The organism is Pseudoduganella flava, assembly GCF_007830495.1.
Classification (GTDB): Bacteria; Pseudomonadota; Gammaproteobacteria; order Burkholderiales; family Burkholderiaceae_D; genus Rugamonas; species Rugamonas flava.
The window spans coordinates 546,540-569,114 of record NZ_VLKW01000002.1; the positions used below are offsets into that span (position 1 = coordinate 546,540).

Annotated in this window: 21 protein-coding genes; 18 read left to right on the forward strand and 3 right to left on the reverse strand. The window is 64.1% G+C overall.

From position 1 onward, the window contains the following. Positions 1-13 precede the first annotated feature (13 nt). Positions 14-2,143, forward strand: a complete 2,130-nt coding sequence (locus tag IP92_RS06700; protein ID WP_145873750.1) for a TonB-dependent receptor — start codon at positions 14-16, stop codon at positions 2,141-2,143. Between the two features lie 625 nt (positions 2,144-2,768). On the opposite strand, the gene IP92_RS06705 is transcribed toward IP92_RS06700, so the two are convergent. Beyond that, the gene (locus IP92_RS06705; protein WP_145873751.1) at positions 2,769-3,770 is read right to left on the reverse strand and encodes a hypothetical protein; all 1,002 of its coding nucleotides are present in this window, start codon (positions 3,768-3,770) and stop codon (positions 2,769-2,771) included. A 344-nt stretch (positions 3,771-4,114) separates the two neighbouring features. Here IP92_RS06705 and rpsB point away from each other — a divergent pair, with 344 nt between their 5' ends. The 17 genes from rpsB (at position 4,115) to IP92_RS06790 (ending at position 21,376) form a co-directional block, all read left to right on the forward strand. Continuing rightward, positions 4,115-4,867, forward strand: a complete 753-nt coding sequence (gene rpsB / locus IP92_RS06710; RefSeq protein WP_145873752.1) for a 30S ribosomal protein S2 — start codon at positions 4,115-4,117, stop codon at positions 4,865-4,867. 150 nt (positions 4,868-5,017) lie between these two features. Continuing rightward, a complete protein-coding gene (gene tsf / locus IP92_RS06715) occupies positions 5,018-5,932 on the forward strand; it encodes a translation elongation factor Ts (protein WP_145873753.1) in 915 nt (304 codons plus the stop codon). A gap of 284 nt (positions 5,933-6,216) precedes the next feature. Then, positions 6,217-6,933 carry a UMP kinase gene (gene pyrH, locus IP92_RS06720; protein ID WP_145873754.1) on the forward strand — a complete coding sequence of 239 codons (717 nt, stop codon included), beginning with the start codon at positions 6,217-6,219 and terminating at the stop codon, positions 6,931-6,933. Between the two features lie 227 nt (positions 6,934-7,160). Beyond that, entirely contained in the window at positions 7,161-7,721 is a 561-nt protein-coding gene (gene frr / locus IP92_RS06725) for a ribosome recycling factor (RefSeq protein WP_145873755.1), read from the forward strand. Between the two features lie 109 nt (positions 7,722-7,830). Then, positions 7,831-8,574 carry a polyprenyl diphosphate synthase gene (gene uppS / locus IP92_RS06730; RefSeq protein ID WP_145873756.1) on the forward strand — a complete coding sequence of 248 codons (744 nt, stop codon included), beginning with the start codon at positions 7,831-7,833 and terminating at the stop codon, positions 8,572-8,574. A gap of 17 nt (positions 8,575-8,591) precedes the next feature. Next, positions 8,592-9,425 (forward strand): phosphatidate cytidylyltransferase, encoded by an 834-nt coding sequence (locus tag IP92_RS06735; protein WP_145873757.1) that lies wholly within the window; start codon positions 8,592-8,594, stop codon positions 9,423-9,425. Between the two features lie 115 nt (positions 9,426-9,540). After that, on the forward strand, positions 9,541-10,743 hold the full coding sequence (ispC, locus tag IP92_RS06740) for a 1-deoxy-D-xylulose-5-phosphate reductoisomerase (protein ID WP_145873758.1): 1,203 nt from the start codon (positions 9,541-9,543) through the stop codon (positions 10,741-10,743). Between the two features lie 11 nt (positions 10,744-10,754). Next, a complete protein-coding gene (gene rseP, locus IP92_RS06745) occupies positions 10,755-12,116 on the forward strand; it encodes an RIP metalloprotease RseP (RefSeq protein ID WP_145873759.1) in 1,362 nt (453 codons plus the stop codon). A gap of 109 nt (positions 12,117-12,225) precedes the next feature. Beyond that, positions 12,226-14,562 carry an outer membrane protein assembly factor BamA gene (gene bamA / locus IP92_RS06750; protein WP_145873760.1) on the forward strand — a complete coding sequence of 779 codons (2,337 nt, stop codon included), beginning with the start codon at positions 12,226-12,228 and terminating at the stop codon, positions 14,560-14,562. A gap of 80 nt (positions 14,563-14,642) precedes the next feature. Continuing rightward, positions 14,643-15,140 carry an OmpH/Skp family outer membrane protein gene (locus tag IP92_RS06755; RefSeq protein WP_145874066.1) on the forward strand — a complete coding sequence of 166 codons (498 nt, stop codon included), beginning with the start codon at positions 14,643-14,645 and terminating at the stop codon, positions 15,138-15,140. Between the two features lie 80 nt (positions 15,141-15,220). Beyond that, positions 15,221-16,291: a UDP-3-O-(3-hydroxymyristoyl)glucosamine N-acyltransferase gene (lpxD, locus tag IP92_RS06760; RefSeq protein ID WP_145873761.1), complete on the forward strand. Its 1,071-nt coding sequence runs from the start codon at positions 15,221-15,223 to the stop codon at positions 16,289-16,291. Further along, positions 16,288-16,755 (forward strand): 3-hydroxyacyl-ACP dehydratase FabZ, encoded by a 468-nt coding sequence (fabZ, locus tag IP92_RS06765; RefSeq protein ID WP_145873762.1) that lies wholly within the window; start codon positions 16,288-16,290, stop codon positions 16,753-16,755. Before lpxD ends, fabZ begins: the two co-directional genes overlap by 4 nt. 12 nt (positions 16,756-16,767) lie before the next feature. After that, positions 16,768-17,556 carry an acyl-ACP--UDP-N-acetylglucosamine O-acyltransferase gene (gene lpxA, locus IP92_RS06770; protein ID WP_145873763.1) on the forward strand — a complete coding sequence of 263 codons (789 nt, stop codon included), beginning with the start codon at positions 16,768-16,770 and terminating at the stop codon, positions 17,554-17,556. Continuing rightward, a complete protein-coding gene (gene lpxB, locus IP92_RS06775; RefSeq protein ID WP_260070660.1) occupies positions 17,540-18,748 on the forward strand; it encodes a lipid-A-disaccharide synthase in 1,209 nt (402 codons plus the stop codon). Before lpxA ends, lpxB begins: the two co-directional genes overlap by 17 nt. After that, positions 18,730-19,383: a ribonuclease HII gene (gene rnhB / locus IP92_RS06780; protein ID WP_371860889.1), complete on the forward strand. Its 654-nt coding sequence runs from the start codon at positions 18,730-18,732 to the stop codon at positions 19,381-19,383. Before lpxB ends, rnhB begins: the two co-directional genes overlap by 19 nt. Then, positions 19,380-20,174: a TrmH family RNA methyltransferase gene (locus IP92_RS06785; RefSeq protein ID WP_145873766.1), complete on the forward strand. Its 795-nt coding sequence runs from the start codon at positions 19,380-19,382 to the stop codon at positions 20,172-20,174. The genes rnhB and IP92_RS06785 overlap by 4 nt, the downstream gene beginning before the upstream one ends. Positions 20,175-20,188: 14 nt before the next feature. Next, on the forward strand, positions 20,189-21,376 hold the full coding sequence (locus IP92_RS06790) for an EAL domain-containing protein (RefSeq protein ID WP_145873767.1): 1,188 nt from the start codon (positions 20,189-20,191) through the stop codon (positions 21,374-21,376). On the opposite strand, the gene IP92_RS06795 is transcribed toward IP92_RS06790, so the two are convergent. Further along, entirely contained in the window at positions 21,373-22,173 is an 801-nt protein-coding gene (locus tag IP92_RS06795) for a ChbG/HpnK family deacetylase (protein ID WP_145873768.1), read from the reverse strand. The genes IP92_RS06790 and IP92_RS06795 overlap by 4 nt on opposite strands. Next, complete coding sequence (locus IP92_RS06800; protein WP_145873769.1) at positions 22,170-22,574, reverse strand: GtrA family protein; 405 nt, start codon at positions 22,572-22,574, stop codon at positions 22,170-22,172. Before IP92_RS06800 ends, IP92_RS06795 begins: the two co-directional genes overlap by 4 nt. Position 22,575: the final 1 nt, after the last annotated feature.

Below are 22,575 nucleotides of genomic sequence, written 5' to 3' on the forward strand. Positions count from 1 at the left end.
AGGGAGAGTGAAAATGATGTTGAGAAAGACGCCGATCGCGCTGGCCGCGGCATTGGCTGTGCAGTTCCACACCGCGATCGCTGCCACCGCGCCGCTCGACGAGCCGGCGGGTGCCGTCGATGCCGTCGTCACCATCACGGGCAAGGGCGCCGCGCCGTACAACCCATCCACGTCCACTAGCGCGCTGAAGATCGACGCACCGCTGCGCGACATTCCGCAGACCGTCAACGTGATCCCCGAGCAGCTGCTGCGCGACCAGCGCGCGCTGTCGATGGAAGACGCGATGAAGTCGATTCCCGGCGTCGGCCTGTCGCATGGCGACGGCCAGCGCGACCAGGTGACGCTGCGCGGCTTCTCGGCCATTGCCGACCAGTTCGTGGACGGCCTGCGCGACGATGCGCTGTATTTCCGCGACCTGTCCAATATCGAACGGATCGAAGTGCTGAAAGGGCCGGCGGCGGTGCTGTACGGCCGCGGCTCGTCCGGCGGCTTGATCAACCGGATCACCAAGAAGCCGGGCAGCGACACGAGCGAAGTGGCGGTCACCGTCGGCAGCCACGACCAGCGCCGTGGCGAAGTCGACATCGCCCGCAAGCTGGGCGACAACGGCATGGCGTTCCGCGTCACCGGCGCAATCGAGCGCTCGGACAGCTATCGTGACCAGCAGTTCCTTGAACGCGATGCGATCGCGCCGTCGCTGCTGTTGCCGCTGGGCGCGAGCACGACCTTGCTGCTGCAGCTTGAGCACCTGTCCGACCGGCGCGTGACGGACTTCGGCATCCCGTCGTACCAGGGCCGCCCCGTGAGCGTGCCGGCCGGCACGTACTACGGCGCCGCGAACGCCCGCGACGCGGACTTCTCGCAGGCCGAGGTCACGGCTGGCGGCTTCACGCTGGAGCACCGCTTCAGCGAGACGCTGAGCGTACGCAACGCGTTCCGCAAGTACGACTACACGCTCGACCGCAACAACACGCTGGTGGGCAGCGTCAACGAAGCGGCGAAAACCGCGTCGTTGAACCGCACGAATCTGCGGCGCGAGGAGGACGGCTGGTTCAACCAGACCGAAATCACGCAAACGGCGAGCCTGGCGGGCATGACGCACAAGCTGCTGTACGGCGTCGAGTTCGGCAAGCAGAACAAGGACCAGGTGAACCGTTCGCGCAACAACGTCGCGACCGTCGCGCTGTTCAACCCGGTGCTGCCGGTGTTGCCGCTGAAGGTGGACACGGCACCGTCGACCGACAACCTTGGCATCTTCACGACGCGCGGCGGCTACGTGCAGGATCTCGTGGAATTGACGGCCAACTGGAAGGCGCTGGCGGGCGTGCGCTACGACCGTTTCGAGCAGGAGACGCGCGAACGCCGCGCCGGCCAGCCGAACCTGTACCGCGTCGACACGGCGTGGAGCCCGCGTGCCGGCCTGGTGTGGCAGCCGACGGCCGCCCAGTCGTACTACGCGTCGTACAGCAAATCGTTCCAGCCATCCGCCGAAGCCTTTGCGCTGGCAGCCAACAACGCCCAGATCGCGCCGGAAGAGACGACGAACAAGGAGGTTGGCGGCAAGTTCGACTTCCTGGGCGGCGCCGTGTCGGCGACGGCCGCGCTGTTCCGGCTGGAGCGCACCAATATCAAGTACACGGACCCGGTGACGAACCTGCTGGTACCGGTCGGCACGCAGCGCTCGGACGGCCTGGAACTGACCCTGGCGGGCCAGCTGGGGCAGGGCTGGGAAGTGTGGTCGGGCTACTCGTACCTGGACGCGAAGGTGACGTCGTCGCCCGCGCTCGACAGCAGCGACAACGTGATCAAGCGCGTGCCGATCGAAGGGAAGCGCGCGACGCTGACGCCGCGGCACAGCGGCAACGTGTGGCTGGCGAAGTCGTTCGGCGGCGGCTGGCGCGCGGGCCTGGGCGTCAACGCGGTCGCATCGCGCTTTGCCAATCCGGGCAATACGGTGACCTTGCCGGGCTATGCGCGGGTGGATGCGATGGTGGGGTACAAGATCGGCGCCGTCGATCTGCAGGTCAATGTGAACAACCTGCTGGATCGCGAGTACATCGTGTCGGGGCACGGCAGTTCGCCGAATTTGAATTTGCCAGGTGGGCCGAGGAATGTGCGGGTGACGGGGCGGTATCGGTTCTAAGGCCTCGACTGCCATGCATTGGGGCCTGGTTTCTGCGCTTTGGTGGTTTTGGCAGCGCTGTCGCGTATCATGCCGCCGAAGCTTAGTTCACTCGATCCACGGGCATGGGGACTAGCCGCCCGCTTCCCGTTGCTGCCATGTTGTGCGCCCTTGCGCTGTCTCCCGTAAACGGTAGATACGCAATTTGAATCCAGATGCTGTGGCAAAGTGCGCCGTAGTTTAAAGCATGTGACCGAGTTCCCGTGGGAACGCGGCTGCTGTACCTGGTGGGACGATAGGCAGGAGCCCGACGGTTTGCTGCCAGAGTCGATTTAGACCAGGCCGTACAAAAATTGGAGAGCATCCACTCTGCCTAACCGCGGATGTATAGGGGCCAAAGGGGCATCGTCAAGCTGACGTTTTAGCCGACGTCCCTACTGCCTCGCTCGCAGACCCCTGCGATGTGGCGCAAGATGTGGCTAGGATGCGGTCACCGCCGTATACTTGGTGCGGACGCTTGGTCGGCCAGTCTGCAATAGTTTGTCAAGGCCTACGCTGTCGCGACTGCACCTGTTCCAGACAACACAGGCCGGCGTCAAGTGAACGGATGATCAACAGACCTACTTCACTTCGCTTTCCCCAAGCGCTAGCCGCCGTCAGCTTTTTTGGAGTTTTCTTTTTCTCTTCGTAAAAACGCGAGAAGAAAGTCCTGAATATTTATGGGGAAATAATCTGCGGCGCCCAGTTCTGGTTGATTTCGCCCAAAAATTCGGCGCGCAATATCTTCCTTCAGTCTATCTTGAGTCTCAGATGGCAGGCTTGCAGAAAACGGACCGAGGGCAGTTAACTCGAGAGCTACCCGTAGGTGTAGGTGCTGTTGTCTTCGGTGCTTTGTTGATTCTTTCGCCAAATAAGCTGCTGGTATGCTAAGCATAATTGCGAAAGCTAGGCGAAATGCCGAAGCTTGTAAGTTGAGTGGTGTCTTGGCTGCTTCTAGAAGCGAGTAACCAGCGAACACTAGAGCTAACAACATGAAGAGTATTGCGAGGACGCGAAAAAGATTAGCGACGCCCTCTTCCTTTGTAGCTACGCCAGCGAAGCTGCCAGCGGTAGCCGTGTTTGCTACAACCGAAACCAAGGACTCTACCTCTGTTTGCCGACGTCGTATCTCAGCCATAGTTGTGTCAAAAGTCTCATTGAGGCGTTGCTCCTTCTCGATTAGCGGATCGATGGAGCGTGAGATGAAATTTTCGGCACTACTGATCCTTTGCTCAAGTAATTCTAATCTTGTGCCGACTTTTCCTATCTCTTCTCTCAGTGTATCTAAGTGATCCATCTCAGGCGCCGTTGCTGTGCTCACAACCATACCGGTATTGGTAGTTCCGGATGAAGGGTTTAACGTATCGAAGTAAATTGATTGGGCTGCGTCTAAGCTAAGCTTAGATAGAACTGGCTGAAGGTCCGAAAAATCTGTGTCACTTGAATTAACGGCGTGTGATATAAGGTTCCGAATAGCGTCAATCAGCTGCTCTAGCTGTTGGTGTAATAGTTCGCTTCTTTTTCTCTGGCGTATAGATTGCTCTAGCTGCGAGTGCAATAAGTTGTATGATTGAATCAGTTGCTGCAGTTCCGATGGCTGTTCAGCCATCGACAGTCGACTGAGATATGGCTCGGCAACGTGGCGAGCGATCTCGAGGGCTTTGCTTATGGATGAGGCTAATTCCTCATACGATGGATGAGCGGTCACGATTGGTCGGGTCTGGCATTGTAGAGAGGTAATTTTAGTTGAAATTGATGTGTCAGTATCGTCGCAGTGGGAGGGGTAGTTAGCTGCACTTGCTTGGTAAGGAACCTCATAGTAGAATCTCGGGTTGCTCGGATCCATCCCTGCAAAGTTGTAAAATTCCTACTTTTTTATAAACTCGAACCCGCCCTGCAAGGGTGCCCGCAAGGGTGACTGGGCAGGTTCCAGACCCAACCCTGGAGTAAATAATGTCTGTAACGATGCGTGAAATGCTGGAAGCCGGCGTCCACTTCGGTCACCAAACCCGATTCTGGAACCCAAAGATGGCTCCGTTCATCTTCGGCCACCGCAACAAGATTCACATCATCAACCTGGAAAAAACCATGGCGATGTACCAGGAGGCGATGAAGACCATCCGCCAAGTGGCTGCTAACCGTGGCACGATCCTGATGGTGGGCACCAAGCGCCAGGCACGCGACATCATCGCTGCCGAAGCACAGCGCGCAGGTGTTCCGTACGTCGACCAGCGCTGGCTGGGCGGCATGCTGACCAACTTCAAGACCATCAAGACCTCGATCAAGCGCCTGAAGGACATGGAAGCGCAAGTCGAAGACGGTTCCGTGGACAAGCTGACCAAGAAAGACGCACTGCTGTTCCGTCGCGAGATGGACAAGCTGCAAAAGTCGATCGGCGGCATCAAGGACATGGGCGGCGTTCCTGACGCAATCTTCGTCGTGGACGTCGGCTACCACAAAGGCGCCGTGACCGAAGCTGCCAAGCTGGGCATCCCGGTGATCGGCGTGGTCGATACCAACCACTCGCCTGAAGGCGTGAGCTACGTTATCCCTGGTAACGATGACTCCTCCAAAGCGATCACCCTGTACGCCCGCGGCGTGGCAGACGCGATCCTGGAAGGCCGTGCCAACGCCTCCGCTGAAGTCCTGGAGTCGATCAAGACGGCATCCGGCGACGAGTTCGTGGAAGTGAACGAGCAGGCTTAATTGCTCTCGTGTCCCTCGTGGACATCAGCTTTAAACAATAGGCTGTTAAAAGGGGTGGCGTCAGCTCCCCTTTTTTTTAACGACCCGCCGGATGAGCAGGCTGCCGCAAGGCGCCGCCCCGGCAACCCCACCGAATAACAGGAGAAACATATGGCAGCGATTACCGCAGCAATGGTCGGCGAACTGCGCGCGAAGACCGACGCACCGATGATGGAATGCAAGAAGGCCCTGACCGAAGCGGCCGGCGACATGGACAAGGCAGAAGAGATTCTGCGCGTTAAGCTGGGCGGCAAGGCAGCCAAGGCTTCCGCACGTATCACGGCCGAAGGCGTTGTCGCGGCATTCATTTCGGGTAACGTCGGCGCTCTGGTCGAAGTGAACTCCGAAACCGACTTCGTCGCCAAGAACGACGACTTCCTGGCCCTGGCCAACACCGCCGCCAAGCTGGCCGCCGAGAAGAACCCGGCCGACGTGGCTGCCCTGCTGGCGCTGCCGACCGAATCCGGCCAGACGCTGGAAGAAGTGCGTTCCGCCCTGGTCGGCAAGATCGGCGAGAACATGTCGATCCGCCGCTTCCAGCGTTTCGAAACGACGGGCAAGCTGGCTTCCTACCTGCACGGCACGAAGATCGGCGTCATCGTCGACTTCGAAGGCGCCGACGACCAGGTGGGCAAGGATGTCGCGATGCACATCGCCGCGATGAAGCCGGTGGCACTGTCCTCGGACCAGGTGCCTGCTGAACTGATCGAGAAAGAGCGCTCGGTTGCCCAGGCCAAGGCCGACGAAGATGCGGCCAAGGCCGCTGCCGAAGGCAAGCCGGCCCAGTCGCCGGACATCGTTGCGAAGCGCCTGGAAGGTTCCGTGCAGAAGTACCTGAAGGAAGTGTCGCTGCTGAACCAGGCGTTCGTGAAGAACGACAAGCAGTCCATCGAGCAGATGCTGAAAGCCGCCGGCGCGTCCGTGAAGGGCTTCACCATGTACGTGGTGGGCGAAGGCATCGAGAAGAAAGTCGACGATTTCGCAGCCGAAGTGGCAGCCCAGATGGCTGCTTCGAAAGGAGCGTAATTGGAAAACGGGCCGCAAGGCCCGTTTTTTTAGGGAAGTTGCAAACGAGGCCGAGGTGCCGCGGCTGTCAGCAAAACCAAAGGCAGAAGCCGGGGTCAGACCCGCCGGGTCTGACCCCAGGGGTCGCTCCTGGTTTTCCTTCAGCCGCCGCCGGCCTCGCCGCAGCTCCCCCCCCAGCCGTCCCCACAAGGCCAACGGCTGCAGCAATACCCGGCGCGAGTTGGCATTACGCTATCATTGCCGCCGGAATGTCACCGAATACATTTACTTAGGAGCCCCAGCTCATGTCAAAACCAGCCTACAAGCGCGTCCTCCTCAAATTGTCCGGTGAAGCCCTGATGGGCGATGACGCCTACGGCATCAACCGTGGCACGATCGAGCGGATGGTCGCCGACGTGGCCGAGGTCGCGAAACTGGGCGTGGAACTGGCGGTCGTGATCGGCGGCGGCAACATCTTCCGCGGTGTGGCGCCGGGCGCCCAGGGCATGGACCGTGCCACCGCCGACTACATGGGCATGCTGGCCACCGTCATGAATGCGCTGGCCTTGGCCGACGCGATGCGCCACGTCGGCGTCACCGCGCGCGTGATGTCGGCGATCGGCATCGAGCAGGTCGTCGAACCGTATGTGCGCCCGAAGGCGCTGCAGTACCTGGAAGAGGGCAAGGTCGTCATCTTCGCCGCCGGCACCGGCAACCCGTTCTTCACGACCGATACCGCCGCCGCGCTGCGCGGTTCGGAAGTGTCGGCCGAGATCGTGCTGAAGGCCACGAAGGTCGACGGCGTCTACAGCGCCGACCCGAAGAAGGACCCGAACGCCACGCTGTACCATTCGATCAGCTTCGACGACGCGATCGCCAAGCACCTGCAGGTGATGGATGCCACCGCGTTCGCGCTGTGCCGCGACCAGAAACTGCCGATCAAGGTGTTCTCGATCACCAAGCCTGGCGCGATGATGCGCGTGATCATGGGCGAAGAAGAAGGCACCCTCGTCCACGTCTGAGTGGTGGGGGCGTGCCAAACCTGCTGCGCGTTGCATTTTCGGTCTCCGGTACTCGCTGTACTTAAGTACAGCTCCGTTTCTCAACCGAAACTGCTGCCGCTCGCGACGGTTTTGTACTGCCCCGGGGCGTAACGGCGACGCATGCAGCGTTTTCGATGCCGGTTTTGCACCGGCAGGCCCCATCATTCATAATAGATAAAATTCAATCTCGTAACAGGAGAGCAGCAATGTCTATCGCCGACATTAAAAAGAACGCCCAGGACAAGATGACCAAATCGCTGGAAACGTTGAAGAACGATCTGGCAAAAGTGCGCACGGGCCGTGCCCACACCGGCATCCTGGACCACGTGACGGTCGACTACTACGGCAACCCCACGCCGATCAACCAGGTCGCGAACCTGACCCTGATCGACGCCCGCACGATCGGCGTGACGCCGTTCGAGAAGAAGATGGGCGCGACGATCGAGAAAGCGATCCGCGATGCGGACCTGGGCCTGAACCCGTCCGCACAGGGCGACACGATCCGCGTGCCGACCCCGCCGCTGACGGAAGAGCGCCGCAAGGAAATGGTCAAGCTGTGCAAGAGCGAGGCCGAGGATGCGAAGATCGCCGTCCGTAACATCCGCCGCGATGCCAACGAACAGCTGAAGAAGCTGGTCAAGGACAAGGCCATCTCGGAAGACGAGGAGCGCCGCGCCCAGGACGACGTGCAGAAGCTGACCGACAAGGCGATCGCCGACATCGACAAGATCGTGGCCGAGAAGGAAAAGGAAGTCCTGACCGTTTAAGGCTTCCGAAAACCGGTGACAGGCACCTACGTGAGAAAGTTTCTCGAAATATGGTGCCTGTCACCGGTTTTTTTTGTAAAGTTCATCTTTTGGCATTAAAGCGTTACTAATGAGATATACGAGTTCGACGACTGCGGTGCCCGACGTGCCGAACGTGCCGCGCCATGTGGCGATCATCATGGACGGTAACGGCCGCTGGGCCACGAAGCGCTTCCTGCCCCGCGTCGCGGGGCACGTCAAGGGTGTGGAGGCGGTGCGTACCGTGGTCGAGGCCTGCGCGCTGCGCGGCGTCGAATACCTGACCGTGTTCGCGTTCAGCTCCGAGAACTGGCGCCGGCCGGAAGAGGAAGTGTCGCTGCTGATGCGCCTGTTCGTCACGGCGCTCGAACGCGAAGTCGCGAAGATGCATGCCAATAACATCCGCCTGAAGGTGGTGGGCGACCTGACGCGCTTCGACCAGAAGCTGCAGGACATGATCGCAGCGGCCGAGCGCAAGACGGCGAACAACACGCGCCTGACGGTGACCGTGTGCGCCAACTATGGCGGGCGCTGGGATATCATGCAGGCGATCGGCAAGATGGTGGCGGCCCATCCGGGCGCGACCGACTTCTCCGAAGAGCAGCTCGCGCCGCACCTGGCGATGGCCTATGCGCCGGAGCCGGACCTGTTCATCCGCACGGGCGGCGAGGAACGCATCTCCAATTTCCTGCTGTGGCAGCTGGCGTACACGGAGCTGTATTTCACCGACACGTACTGGCCCGACTTCACGGCCGAGAAGCTGGATGAGGCCATCGCGTCCTACCAGCACCGGGAGCGCCGCTTTGGCCGCACCGGCGAACAACTGAAAAAATAACAAGAGATATCCTGCGCATGCTGAAGACCCGGATCATTACCGCCGTCATCCTGTTCGTCGTCCTCGTGGCGGTGCTGTTTTCCGGCTCGCTGCCGGCGGTGCAGGTCGTCGTCGCGCTCGCGTTCGGCGCGGCCGCCTGGGAAACCTTCCGCCTGTTCAAGCTGCGCCTGCCGATCGTGATCGCCGCGTTCTGGACGGCGGCGTTCGCGTGGACGTTCTTCTTCAACGACGGCCTGCTGCAGGCGCGCTTCTGGCTGGCGCTGGGCGTCGCGATCTGGCTGCTGCGCTTTGCGCCGTCGCTGAAGATCGGGCTGCCGCCGCTGGAAGGCTACGGCAACACGCTGCTGGCGATGGTGTACGCGGCCACGCTGGTGGCGTGCTTCGTCGCGATCCTCGTGCTGTTCAACATCGGCGCGCTGTACCTCGTCTCCGCGATGGCGATCGTGTGGATCGCCGATATCGGCGCCTACTTCGCCGGCAAGAAGTTCGGCAAGCGCAAGCTGGCGCCATCGATCTCGCCCGGCAAATCCGTCGAAGGCGCCGTCGGTGGCTGGATCGCCGTGCTGGTGCTGGCCTCGATCACGATCCTTGCCGCGCCATACCAGCCGTGGCTGCAGGATACCTTCGCCGTGCGCATGCAGGCGAAACTGGGCTGGGGCATCGCCCTGGCCACGCTCTCCGTCATCGTCGCCGCATCGATCGTCGGCGACCTGTTCGAATCCCAGCTGAAGCGCCGCGCCGGCTTCAAGGACAGCAGCAACCTGCTGCCTGGCCATGGCGGCGTGCTCGATCGCATCGATGCGCTCGTACCGGTGCTGCCCATCGCCGCACTGATCGGCGGCTGGCTATAGGAAACATGCTAAAACCGGCCGCAGCGTTGTTGTGTCGCCTTGCCGTGCAAAGGGCACTGTCTGCGGCGCCACGCCTGGCCGCGACCGGTTTTAGCAAGTTTCGAAGGAAATGAATATGCAACACATCACCATCCTTGGCGCCACCGGCTCGATCGGCGTCTCCACGCTCGACGTCATCGCCCGCCATCCGGACCGCTACAGCGTGTACGCGCTGTCCGCGCACAGCCGCGTCGACGAACTGGCCGCGCAGTGCCGCCAGTTCCGGCCGAAGGTGGCCGTCGTCGGCAGCGCCGCGGCGGCGGACCAGCTGGCCGCGCTGCTGCGCGCGATGGAGCTCGACACCGAAGTGGCATGGGGCGAGCAGGCGCTGTGCGACATCGCCAGCGCGGCCGGCGTGCATGCCGTGATGGCGGCGATCGTCGGCGCCGCGGGCCTCGCGCCCACGCTGGCCGCCGCCCGCGCCGGCAAGAAGGTCATGCTGGCCAATAAGGAAGCGCTGGTGATGAGCGGCCAGCTGTTCATGGATGCCGTCGCCGCATCCGGCGCCACGCTGCTGCCGATCGACTCCGAACACAATGCGATCTTCCAGTGCCTGCCGGCGAACTACGGCCGCCAGCTGGCGCCCGCGGGCGTGACGAAGATCCTGCTGACCGCATCGGGCGGGCCGTTCCTGAAGCGGGCCGTCGAAACGCTCGATGCCGTCACGCCGGCCGAGGCCTGCAAGCATCCGAAGTGGGTCATGGGCCGCAAGATCTCGGTCGACTCCGCGACGATGATGAACAAGGGTCTCGAAGTGATCGAGGCGCACTGGCTGTTCGGCGCACCGGCCGACCGTATCGAAGTGGTGATCCACCCGCAGTCGGTGATCCACTCGATGGTGTCGTACGAAGACGGTTCCGTGCTCGCGGAGCTGGGCAACCCGGACATGCGCACGCCGATCGCCCATGCGCTCGCGTACCCGGAGCGCATCGCTTCGGGCGTCGCGCAGCTGGACCTGACGCAGGTGGGCACGCTGCAGTTCGAGAAGCCCGACTTCAAGCGCTTCCCGTGCCTGGCGCTGGCCTATGATGCGCTGCGGGCGGGCGGCACCGCGCCGGCGCTGCTGAACGCGGCCAACGAGGTCGCCGTGCAGGCCTTCCTCGACGAGCGCATCGGCTTCCGCCAGATCGACCGCGTCATCGCGGCCGTGATGGACGAGCTGCCGCACGGCCCGGCATCGTCGGTCGACGCCGTGCTAGCACAGGATGCCGCGGCCCGCGCCGCCGCCGGCCGCGCGATCGCCGCGCTGGGCCAGCCGCTGAAGGCCGCCACCGCCTGAGAGGGCGCCCGATGAACAACCTCCTGCAGACCCTCGCCGCCTTCCTCCTCGCACTGGGCACGCTGGTCGTGTTCCATGAACTGGGCCACTACCTCGTGGCGCGCTGGTGCGGCGTGAAGGTGCTGCGCTTCTCCGTCGGCATGGGGCGCGTCGTCTGGTCGCGCCGCATCGGCCCGGACCAGACCGAATGGGCCATTTCCGCGCTGCCGCTGGGCGGCTACGTGAAGATGCTCGACGCGCGCGAGCAGGACGTCTCGCAGCTGCCCGATGCGGATTTGAAGCGCGAGTTCACTCGCCAGAGTGTCTACAAGCGCATCGCGATCGTCGCCGCCGGGCCGATCGCCAATTTCCTGCTCGCGATCGTGCTGTTCGCGGGCCTCTTCATGCACGGCATCGAGGAGCCGTCGGCGCGCATCGCCGAGCCGGCCGCCGGGACGCCGGCCGCGCTGGCGGGGCTGGACCGCGGCGACGTCGTCGTGGCCGTGAACGGCACGCGCGTGGCCGCGTGGTCCGACCTGCGCTGGCAGTTGATCCAGGCGGCCGTCGAAGCGAAGGACGGGCAGGGCGCGCGCATCGACGTCGACCGCCCCGAGCGCGGCCGCCATGCGATCACGATTCCCGCGCAGGCGCTGCGCGAGGTGGAGCTGGACGACGACGTGCCTGGCGCGCTGGGCATCGGGGTGTGGCTGCCGGCGCCCGTGCTGGGCAAGGTCGACCCGGCCGGCGCCGGCGCCCGTGCCGGCCTGCGCACGGGCGACCAGGTCGTCGCGATCGACGGCGCGCCGGTGGAGGACATCGGTGCCTTCACGGCGGCGATCCGCCAGGCGGCCGGGCGCACCCTGCAGCTGGACGTGCGCCGTGACGGCGCGCTGCTGCGGCTGGCCGTCGTGCCCGAAGGCGCGGCCGGTAAAGACGGTGTAACAGTCGGTAAGATCAGGACGGAGCTGCTGGGCCGGCCGGATATGATCGTCGTGACCGACGCCCCGTTCGCGGCGGTGGTGAAGGCCGTGCGCAAGGTATGGGATACCAGCGTGCTGACGGTGAAGATGATCGGCCGGATGATCGTCGGCGAAGTCTCGTGGAAGAACGTGACGGGCCCGATCACGATCGCCGATTATGCCGGCCAGAGTTCGCGTATCGGCCTGGCGAGCTATTTATCGTTCATTGCGGTCGTCAGCATCAGCCTCGGTGTTATGAATTTGCTCCCGATACCGGTTCTGGATGGCGGCCATTTGCTGTATTATTCGCTGGAAGTTTTGACTGGGCGCCCGGTGCCGGAGCGTTTTGGGGAGATTGCACAGCGTCTGGGCGTTGGATTGTTGGTGACCTTGATGGCGCTCGCTGTGTTCAACGACGTCGCGCGGTTGATGTGATCCGCCAGGCCGTGTGCAGTCTCGTATTTGGGAAGCTGGTTCGGAATGGTGCGGGAAATGGAATCCGCGTGATCATTGCGAACCGGCTTCTAAGCCGATAAGTTTGCCAATGAAATTCAATTCTGACCGCTTTGCCTTGCCTTCCTTTCGTCGCACGCTGATCGGCGCCGCCGTCCTGGTGTTCTGCTCCGGCAGCGCCTTTGCCGTTCAACCCTTCGTCGTCAAGGACATCCGCGTCGAGGGTATCCAGCGTACCGAGGCGGGCACCGTGTTCAGCTACCTGCCGGTGCGCGTGGGCGAAACGTTCAGCGACGACAAGAGCGTCACGACGATCAAGGCGCTGTACGCGACCGGCATCTTCAAGGACGTGCGGCTGGAAAAGGATGGCGACGTGCTCGTCGTGATCGTCGAGGAACGCCCGGCGATCGCCAAGGTCGATTTTTCCGGCACCCATGAATTCGAGAAGGACATGCTGGTCAAGGCGCTGAAGGACATCGGCGTCGGCGAAGCGAAGACCTTCGACAAGGCGACGGTCGACCGCGCCGAGCAGGAATTGAAGCGCCAGTACCTGTCGCGCGGCCTGTACGGCGTGAAGGTGACGACGACGGTGACGCCGATGGAGCGCAACCGCGTGTCGATCATGTTCAACGTCGACGAAGGCGAGATCGCCCGCATCAAGCAGATCAACATCGTCGGCAACAAGACCTTCAGCGACAAGGAACTGCGCGAGCAGCTGTCGCTGAACACGTCCGGCTGGTTCAGCTGGTACACCAAGGCCGACCAGTATTCGAAGACGAAGCTGACGGGCGACCTGGAAGCGCTGAAGTCGTTCTACCTGGACCGCGGCTACATCGAGATGAACGTGGATTCCACGCAGGTGTCGATCACGCCGGACAAGAAGGACATCTACCTCACGATCAACATCACCGAGGGCGAGAAGTACAAGGTCTCGGACATCAAGTTCGAAGGCGAGATGTTCGGCCGCGAGGAAGAGCTGCGCCAGCTCGTCCTGCTGCGCAAGGGCGAGACGTATTCGGGCGCCAAGCTGACGACGACGAACAAGTTGATCACCGACCGCCTGGGCACCTTCGGCTTCGCGTTCGCCAACGTCAACGCGAACCCGGAGATCGACCGCGAGAAGCGCGAGGTCGCCTTCACGTTCTTCATCGACCCGGGCAAGCGCGCCTACGTGCGCCACATGAACATCCAGGGCAATACGACGACGCGCGACGAAGTGATCCGCCGCGAATTCCGCCAGTTCGAATCGAGCTGGTACGACGCGAACAAGGTCAAGCTGTCGCGCGACCGCGTCGACCGCCTGGGCTACTTCAAGGACGTCACCGTCGATACGCCGGAAGCGCAGGGCACGTCCGACCAGGTCGACGTGAACCTGACGGTGGTCGAGAAGCCGACCGGTAACTTCCAGATCGGCGGCGCGTTCTCGCAGGCCGAGAAGTTCAGCATCTCCGCGTCGATCCAGCAGGCCAACTTCGCCGGTTCCGGCAACACGGTGGGCCTGGAAGTCAACACCAGCAAATACAGCCGCACCATCGCGTTCTCGCACACCAACCCGTACTTCACGGACGACGGCGTGTCGCGCAGCTACGAGCTGTACCTGCGCACGTTCGAACCGCCGGCCGTCAACACGGGCCTGTACACGATCAAGCAGAAGGGCGGCCGCGTCAGCTGGGGCGTGCCGTTCTCCGAAGTCGACACCGTGTTCTTCGGCATCGGCCTGGAACACGCGACGGTGACGACGGACCGCACCTCGCCGAGCTTCTACCGCAAGTACGTGCGCGACCTGGGCGGCCCGGCCAACGGCGAGGGCACCGTGTCGTCGAACTCCGTGCCGCTGACGGCCGCGTGGGGCCGCGACAGCCGCGACAGCGCGGTGACCCCGACCATCGGCCGCTACCAGCGCGCCAACCTGGAGCTGGACATCGTCGGCGACACCAAGTACTACCGGATGGTGTACGAACACCAGTGGTACCGCCCGATCACGCAGTCGATGACGCTGGCGCTGAAGGGCGAGTTCGACTACGGCCACGGCATCGGCGATCGCGCCTACCCCGTGTTCAAGAACTTCTACGCGGGCGGCATCGGTTCCGTGCGCGGCTACTACAGCTCCTCGCTGGGCTACCTCGACCCGGAAAACGGCGACGCGCTGGGCGGTGCCTCGCGCCTGATCGGCAATGCCGAGCTGCAGTTCCCGTTCCCGGGCCAGGGCAAGGACCGCAGCCTGCGCTGGTTCGCGTTCCTGGACGGCGGCCAGGTCTACCAGGAAGGCCAGAAGATGCGCCTGTCCGAGCTGCGCTTCTCGACGGGCCTGGGCATCAGCTGGATTTCCCCGGTGGGCCCGCTGAAGTTGAGTTATGCTAAGCCTTTGAACGCCATTACCGGCGACCGCCTGGAACGCTTCCAGTTCCAGATGGGTACCGGCTTCTGACGACCGGGCACTGGCGAGTTAGTGATAGGAGAATCAAGTTGAAGACCGCATCCGCAACGCTAGGCAAGTTCGTTGCCGCCATGGGGCTTGCCTGCCTTGTGCTGGGCTCACTGGCGCCCGCGCATGCGCAGTCCTCCCCGTCGTCCTCCCGCATCGCGTGGCTCAGCCCCGAGCGCATCTATAACGAGTCGAAGCTGGCCAAGCTGGCCGGCGACAAGCTGAAGGAAGAATTCTCGCCGCGCGAGAAGGCCGTCAACGACCTGGCCGCGCGCCTGAAGAACGCTTCCGACAAGTACGCGAAGGATGAGCCTTCGCTGGGCGAGGCGGACCGCTTCAAGCGCCAGCGCGAGGTGGCGGACCTGGACAAGGAGCTGCAGCGCCGCCAGCGCGAGTTCCGTGAAGACCTGACGCAGCGCACCAACGAGGAACGCGCCGCGATCGCCGAGAAGGCGACGAAGATCATCAAGCAGCTCGCGCAGACGGAAGGCTTCGACATCGTGCTGCAGGACGCCGTCTGGGCCAGCCCGCGCATCGACATCACCGACAAGGTGTTGGCGGCACTCGACAAGGACAAGTAACCACCCGATAATGCCGGCCGGCCAGCTGCCGCGATGCGTGCGGCGCCGGCCGGCATTTCACCATTCACGATTGGACTACCATGGGCATTCGACTGGCAGAACTGGTCGAGCGCTTCGGCGGAGAGTTGATCGGCGACCCGGCCACGGAAGTGGTTGGCATCGCGCCGTTGACGGACGCCGGCGTTTCACACATCAGCTTTCTCACCAATAGCAAGTTTCGCGCGCAAGCCGGGCAGAGCCAGGCCGCCGCGCTGATCGTATCCCCCAACGACGACGCGCTCGTGGCCGAAACCTACCAGGGCGCGCGCATCGTCACGAAGAACCCGTACGCGTATTTCGCCCGCGTGGCGCAGCTCTTCGAATCGCTGACGGCGTTCGTGCCGCCGGCCGGCATCCACCCGACGGCGTACGTGGATCCGGCCGCGCAGGTCGATCCCACCGCGCACATCGGGCCGCACGTGACGGTGGAGGCGGGCGCCGTCGTGAAGGCGCGCGCGGTCATCGACGCGGGCTGCTACATCGGCCGCGACGCGGTGGTGGGCGAGGATACGCATTTCTTCGCCAACGTGACGTTCCATGCCCGCTGCACGATCGGCGCACGGTGCATCCTGCACTCCGGCGCCGTGATCGGCACGGACGGCTTCGGCTTCGCCAGCGAAGGCGGCGTCTACATCAAGATCCCGCAAGTGGGACGCGTGGTGATCGGCGACGACGTCGACATCGGCGCCAACACGACGGTGGACCGCGGCGCGCTGGAAGACACGGTGATCGAGGACGGCGTGAAGCTGGACAACCTGATCCAGATCGCCCACAACTGCCACATCGGCGCGCACACGGCGATGGCCGGCTGCGTGGGGGTGGCAGGCAGCGCCAAGATCGGCAAGCACTGCACGTTCGGCGGCGCCGCGATGATCTCGGGGCACATCACGATCGCCGACAACGTGTTCGTCACGGCGGCCACGATGGTGCCCCGTTCGATCACTGAACCCGGCCAGTACACGGGTTTCTATCCGATGGCGAAGAACAGCGAGTGGGAACGTTCCGCGGTCGTGGTGCGTAACGCCGCCGGCCTGCGCGAGAAGGTGCGCGAGCTGGAAAAACAGATCAAAGCCATTACAACACCAAAGACTCTGCAAGAAGACGAATCATGACCACTCCGGAAAACAAGACCCTTTGCATCAACGAGATCAAGAAGCTGCTGCCGCACCGCTATCCGCTGCTGCTGGTCGACCGCGTGCTGAACTGGGAAGCGAACAAGTCGATCACGGCGATCAAGAACGTGACCGCGAACGAGGAATTCTTCAACGGCCACTTCCCGCACAAGCCTGTGATGCCGGGCGTGCTGATGATCGAGGCGATGGCGCAGACGGCCGCGATCCTGTCGTTCCTGTCCGAAGGCGTGAAGCCGGACGAGAACTCGGTCGTCTACTTCGTCGGCATCGACAACACGCGCTTCAAGCGCCCCGTGGGCCCCGGCGACCAGCTCAAGATGGACGTCGAGCTGCTGCGCGCGGCGCGCGGCATCTACAAGTACAAGGCAATCGCCACGGTCGACGGCAACCTGGCCGTCGAAGCGGAACTGATGTGCACCATCCGTAACACGGTCGAATCGTAAGGGTTCACGAGCATGGCGACCATCCATCCTACCGCGATCGTCGATCCGCGCGCCGAGCTGGGCGACGGCGTCGTGATCGGGGCTTATTCGATCATCGGTGCGGACGTCGTGATCGGCGAGCGCACGTGGGTCGGCCCGCACGTCGTCATCGAAGGCCACACGACGATCGGCTGCGACAACAAGTTCTTCCAGTTCTCGTCGATCGGCGCGCCGCCGCAGGACAAGAAGTGGAAGGGCGAACCGACCCGCCTGGAAATCGGCGACCGCAACACGATCCGAGAGTTCTGCACGTTCAACCTCGGCACGGTGCAGGACAAGGGCGTGACGAAGCTGGGCAACGACAACTGGATCTCGGCCTACGTCCACCTGGCGCACGACTGCGTGGTCGGCAGCAACACGATCTTCTCGAACAATGCGCAGATGGCCGGCCACGTCGAGATCGGCGACTGGGTCATCATGAGCGGCTATGCGAACGTGCACCAGTTCTGCAAGATCGGCCCCCATGCGTTCGTCGGCATGAGCACGAGCCTGACGCAGGACGTGCCGCCGTTCGTGCTGTTGAACGGTAACCCGGCGCAGGCACACGGCATCAACATCGAAGGCCTGAAGCGGCGCGGTTTCACGCGCGAGCAGATCAACGCACTGCGCACGTCGTACAAGATCCTGTACCGCTCCGGCCATACGCTGGAAGAGGCCAAGGCGGCCCTGCTGGAACAGGAACGCAACACGCCGGATGCGGCCGAGCATATCCGCGCGTTCCGCGAGTTCCTCGATACCGCGAGCCGTGGCATCGTCCGCTGATCCGGCGGCCGTCCAGGCAGCCGGCGAATTGTCCGTCGCGCTCGTCGCCGGCGAGCCGTCCGGCGACATGCTGGCGGCCCGGCTGCTGGCCGGCCTGCGCCCGCTCTTGCCGCATGCCCGGTTCCACGGCATCGGCGGCCCGGCGATGATCGCCCAGGGCTTCGAATCGGAAGTGCCGCTGGAGACGATGACGGTGCGTGGGCTGTTTGAAATCATCCCCCGTTACCGCGAGCTGAAACGCATCCAGACGGCGCTGCGCGACCGGCTGCTGGCCGAGCGTCCCGCCGTGTTCATCGGCGCCGACTACCCCGGCTTCAACCTGGGCCTGGAGGGCGAGCTGAAGGCGGCCGGCATCCCGACGATGCACTACATCGGCCCGCAGATCTGGGCCTGGCGGGGCGGCCGCATCAAGAAGATCATCCGGAACGTGTCGCACATGCTGGTGATCTTCCCGTTCGAGCAGGAGATCTACGAGAAGGCCGGCGTGCCGGTCACGTATGTGGGCCATCCGCTGGCCGAACTGATCCCGCTCACGCCGGACGTGACCGCGGCGCGCCGCCAGCTGGGCCTGGCGGACGATGCGCGCGTCGTCACGATCATGCCGGGCAGCCGGATGGGTGAGCTGAAGTACAACACCACCGCGTTCATCGGCGCCGCCCGGCTGCTGAAGCAGCGCGACCCGGGCCTGCGCTTCGTCGCGCCGATGGCCGGCGACAAGCAGAAACAGTATTTCAAGAAGCTGGTGGCCGACGCCGGCCTGCAGGACGTCGAGATCACGCTGCTGGACGGCCAGAGCCACACGGCGATCTGCGCGGCCGATGCAGTGCTGGTCGCGTCCGGCACTGCATCGCTGGAAGTGGCGCTGTTCAAGAAGCCGATGGTGATCGCGTACAAGATCATGGGCGCGTCGTACCAGATCATGCGCCACATGGGCTACCAGCCATGGATCGGCCTGCCGAACATCCTGGCGCGCGAATTCCTCGTGCCGGAACTGATCCAGCATCACGCCACGCCACAGGCACTGGCCGACCAGATGTGGAAACAGTTGACGGACGCGCCGCACCGCGCGATGCTGGAGCGTCGTTTCACCGACATGCACCACAGCCTGCTGCGCAACAGCGCGCAGGAAAGCGCAGCCGCCGTGCTGCGGGTAATTGAAACATCGTCAGCCAAATCGCGCGCAACCGCATAGAAAGACGTAACACCATGAACACGATGCAGAGCGGCCTGTTCGACGACCTGCCCTACAGCCTCGAAGAGATCATCTGCGGCGTCGACGAGGCGGGCCGCGGGCCTTTGGCCGGCCCCGTCTACGCGGCCGCCGTGATCCTGCACCGCGAGCGCCCGATCGGCGGCCTGCGCGATTCGAAGAAGCTGACCGAAGCGAAGCGCGAAGAGCTGGCGCCGATCATCAAGCGCGACTGCGTCGCGTGGGCGATCGCCAAGGCATCCGAGGCGGAGATCGACAAGCTGAACATCCTGGAAGCGTCGATGCTGGCGATGAAGCGCGCCGTGCATGCGCTCGAGACGATCCCCACGCTCGCGCTGATCGACGGCAACCGCTGCCCGCGCATGCGCATCCAGACCATTGCAATCGTCGACGGCGACGACAAGATCGAATCGATCTCCGCCGCGTCGATCCTCGCGAAGACGGCGCGCGACGACGCACTGCGCAAGCTGCACAGGAAGTATCCGCAATACGGCTTCGACCAGCACAAGGGCTACGGCACCGCGCAGCACCTGGAAGCGTTGAAGCAGCACGGCGTGTCGCCGGTGCACCGCCGTTCGTTCGCGCCCGTGCGCGAGCTGCTGGAGCGGATGTTTTGAAGCAGATCACTTCGCGCGACAACGCGCAATACAAGGAACTGAAGCAGCTGGCCACGAGCGCGCAGGCGCGCCGCAAGGCCGGCCGCACCCTGCTCGACGGCGTGCACCTGTGCGTGACGTGGCTGGAGCTGCGCGGCCTGCCGGAGCAGTGCATCGTCAGCGAGAGCGGCTTGCGGCACCCCGAGGTGGTGGCGATCGTCGCCAAGCTGGAAGCGCGCCACGCCCATTGCCTGCAGCTGCCCGATGCGCTGTACGAGGCGCTGTCCCAGGTCGAGCATGGCGTGGGCGTGATGTTCCTCGTCGCGACGCCGGAGAAAGCCGTGCCGCAAGCGTTGCACACCGGCGCCGTCCTGCTCGACAATGTGCAGGACCCCGGCAACGTGGGCTCGATCCTGCGCAGCGCCGCGGCCGCCGGCATCCGCGAAGTGTATTGCAGCCCGGGCACGGCGTTCTGCTGGTCGCCGAAGGTGCTGCGCGCCGCGATGGGCGCCCACTTCGTGCTCGATATTTACGAGAATGCGGACCTGGCCGCGCTGCTGCGCAACGCGCCCATCGCCACGCTGGCCACCAGCGGCTATGCGAAGGAAACGCTGTACGACGTCGACTTGAAGCGGCCCGTGGCCTGGGTGTTCGGCCATGAAGGGCAGGGCGTCTCCGAGGAATTGCTCGCCATGGCGCGGCACCGCGTCGTCATCCCCCACCTGGGCAAGGTCGAATCGCTGAACGTGGCCGCGTGTGCGGCGGTATGCTTTTTCGAGCAGGTCAGGCAGAATCAGTCCCGGAGCAAGTAAAAAACGGAGGAGCGATGGAGATCGCTAACTTGCAGTTTGTGGTCGCCGAAAGCGAACCGGTGCAGCGCGAACTGCTGGCGGGGCTGCTGCGCAGCGTCGGCGCGCAACACGTCGCCACGGCGCCGGACGGCCATGCGGCATTGCGGGCGGTGCAGGGCGGCGATATCGACATCGTCGTGCTGGACCTGGCGCTGGCCGGCATGGATGGGCTGGAACTGATCCGCCGCCTGGCGGAAGAGAAGAACGGCGCGGGCCTGATCGTCGTCGGAGCGCAAAGCGGCGACATCCTGTTCTCCGTCGAGACGATGGCGCTGGCCTACGGCGTCGACCTGCTGGGCGCCGTGGCCAAGCCCGTGTCGGCGCAGCGCTTGCAAACCCTGATCGGCAACTACAGCCGCCCGCCGGATGTGCCGGCCGAACCGGCGCCGCCGGCGTTCACGTTCGCCGAAGTGGGCAAGGGCTTGCAGGCCCGCGAGTTCGACCCGTTCTTCCAGCCGAAGATCGAGCTGGAGACGGGCCAGGTGACTGGCCTGGAGATGTTCGCCCGCTGGCGCCATCCGCAGCATGGCGTGCTGGGCCCGTCGGCCTTCGTGCCGGTGCTGGAGGCGAACGGCCGCATCGACTTCCTCGACTGGAGCATGATCGAGAAGTCCGTCGCCGCGTGCCGCGCCTTGCACGACCAGGGCATCCCGATTTCGTTCTCGGTGAACGTCGATCCGACGACGCTGTCGCATCCGCAATTCATCGCGCAGATGGAAGCCTGCCTGGAACGGCACCGCATCCTGCCCGGCTACCTGACGTTCGAGATCACCGAATCGTCCGTGCTGCAGACGGACCCGCATTTCCTGGAACGGCTGCTGCGCCTGCGGATGCTGGGCTTCGGCCTGGCGATCGACGACTACGGCACGGCGCGCTCGAACCTGCAGCTGCTGGCATCGATCCCGTTCACGGAACTGAAGATCGACCGCGCATTCGTCGACGGTGCATCGAAGAAGCGGGCCATCGGCACGGTGCTGAAATCCTACCTTGGCCTGGCGCGCAGCCTGGACCGCATGTCGTGCGCCGTCGGCGTGGAAACGAAGCAGGACTGGGACTTCCTGCAAGGCCTGGGCTGCACGTACGCGCAAGGCTATTACATCGCCAGCCCGATGCCGGTCGAGGAGTTCCCGCGCTGGCTGGCCGAGTGGCGGGAGTTTTTCTAGGCCGCCTGGCCCGTCCATCGCGCCAGCGCCACCCCGTGGTGCCGGCACGCCTCCACGAAGCCGGCGCTGGCCAGCCATGCGTATTCGGCGCCGCGCACAGCGGCGATGCGGCCGCCGCGTTCGTCCTGCGGCAAGCCGGGATGGCACATCAGCAGTCCCCCGGCCGGGCTGGCGGCCAGCCAGCGGGTCATCAACCGGGCAAAATCGGCGCCCGGCCGCAGCGAGTACAGCCCGGCAAACCACGCCGGCACCGCATATCCGTGGGCTCGCGCCGCCACGCTGAAGCCCCGGCACAGCCCCACCAGCAGCCGCGCCTTGCAGCGGCTGTCGCCCGCATCGGCCAGCAGGTCAGGCGCGCGCAGCCATGGCCGCGATCCGTCCGGCCAGCGCATCGCGATGGCGTCGAACAGCGCGTCCCTCAATACCGGCAGCGCGTGCACGTGCTGGTGGCCGTCGATGAACGCGGGCAGGCTGCCGTAGGCGTCCGCGAAGCGGTCGACCTGGTGCAGTATGTGCCCGCGCAGCCGCGTACGGGACAGCAGGCGAAGCTGGCTCAGCACGATCCACCAGGGCAAAGGCCGCATCGGCTGTCCGCAAGGCTGCGTGAATGCGAGGTGCAGCCCCACGTCCGCCCCGCGCGCGGCGGCACGCAGCGCGTGCGCGTCATCGGGCCAGTACGGCGACACGCTCATCGCGCTGGTGGCCGACAGCCTGCCGGCCGCCAGCAACGCCAGGATGGCCGCGCTGATGGCGGGCGATTGCGCGAAATCGTCGGCGCACAACGTGACGGTTTTCATGGTGCCTGCCCAGCGGCGAATGCCCAGCACCTGGCCAGCACAAACGTCAGCGCCGCCACCGTGCCCAGCACGATCACCAGGGCGGCGCGATAGTCGAGGCGCGTCGCCGTCACCAGCAGTGCCAGCAGCCCTTCGTTGACGAGAAAGCCCAGCACGGCGGTGGCGAAGAAGCGGCGCATGGCCAGGTGGTGCGGCACGCCCGTCGCCGCGAACGTCGCATGACGGTGGCCGAGGTAGCTGACGGGGAATGCACACAGGAAGCCCAGCACGTTCGCGTGCAGTACGGCCGGCCTGCCGGGCACGGCCACGAACCGGAGCAGCGACGTCACCACCACGTAATGGACCGCCATGGCGCAGATGCCCACGACGCCGAAGCGGAGCAATTGACCCGGCACGCCCATG

What these genes read in the sequence shown, in the direction of transcription:
- IP92_RS06755 (WP_145874066.1), top strand. Translation starts at nt 14,643, where the DNA reads ATGGGGCTTGCCTGCCTTGTGCTGGGCTCACTGGCGCCCGCGCATGCG.
- pyrH (WP_145873754.1), top strand. Translation starts at nt 6,217, where the DNA reads ATGTCAAAACCAGCCTACAAGCGCGTCCTCCTCAAATTGTCCGGTGAA.
- lpxA (WP_145873763.1), top strand. Translation starts at nt 16,768, where the DNA reads ATGGCGACCATCCATCCTACCGCGATCGTCGATCCGCGCGCCGAGCTG.
- IP92_RS06795 (WP_145873768.1), bottom strand. Translation starts at nt 22,173, where the DNA reads ATGAAAACCGTCACGTTGTGCGCCGACGATTTCGCGCAATCGCCCGCC.
- fabZ (WP_145873762.1), top strand. Translation starts at nt 16,288, where the DNA reads ATGACCACTCCGGAAAACAAGACCCTTTGCATCAACGAGATCAAGAAG.
- IP92_RS06800 (WP_145873769.1), bottom strand. Translation starts at nt 22,574, where the DNA reads ATGGGCGTGCCGGGTCAATTGCTCCGCTTCGGCGTCGTGGGCATCTGC.
- lpxD (WP_145873761.1), top strand. Translation starts at nt 15,221, where the DNA reads ATGGGCATTCGACTGGCAGAACTGGTCGAGCGCTTCGGCGGAGAGTTG.
- IP92_RS06700 (WP_145873750.1), top strand. Translation starts at nt 14, where the DNA reads ATGATGTTGAGAAAGACGCCGATCGCGCTGGCCGCGGCATTGGCTGTG.
- IP92_RS06790 (WP_145873767.1), top strand. Translation starts at nt 20,189, where the DNA reads ATGGAGATCGCTAACTTGCAGTTTGTGGTCGCCGAAAGCGAACCGGTG.
- tsf (WP_145873753.1), top strand. Translation starts at nt 5,018, where the DNA reads ATGGCAGCGATTACCGCAGCAATGGTCGGCGAACTGCGCGCGAAGACC.
- bamA (WP_145873760.1), top strand. Translation starts at nt 12,226, where the DNA reads ATGAAATTCAATTCTGACCGCTTTGCCTTGCCTTCCTTTCGTCGCACG.
- uppS (WP_145873756.1), top strand. Translation starts at nt 7,831, where the DNA reads ATGAGATATACGAGTTCGACGACTGCGGTGCCCGACGTGCCGAACGTG.
- frr (WP_145873755.1), top strand. Translation starts at nt 7,161, where the DNA reads ATGTCTATCGCCGACATTAAAAAGAACGCCCAGGACAAGATGACCAAA.
- ispC (WP_145873758.1), top strand. Translation starts at nt 9,541, where the DNA reads ATGCAACACATCACCATCCTTGGCGCCACCGGCTCGATCGGCGTCTCC.
- rseP (WP_145873759.1), top strand. Translation starts at nt 10,755, where the DNA reads ATGAACAACCTCCTGCAGACCCTCGCCGCCTTCCTCCTCGCACTGGGC.
- IP92_RS06705 (WP_145873751.1), bottom strand. Translation starts at nt 3,770, where the DNA reads ATGGCTGAACAGCCATCGGAACTGCAGCAACTGATTCAATCATACAAC.
- rpsB (WP_145873752.1), top strand. Translation starts at nt 4,115, where the DNA reads ATGTCTGTAACGATGCGTGAAATGCTGGAAGCCGGCGTCCACTTCGGT.
- IP92_RS06735 (WP_145873757.1), top strand. Translation starts at nt 8,592, where the DNA reads ATGCTGAAGACCCGGATCATTACCGCCGTCATCCTGTTCGTCGTCCTC.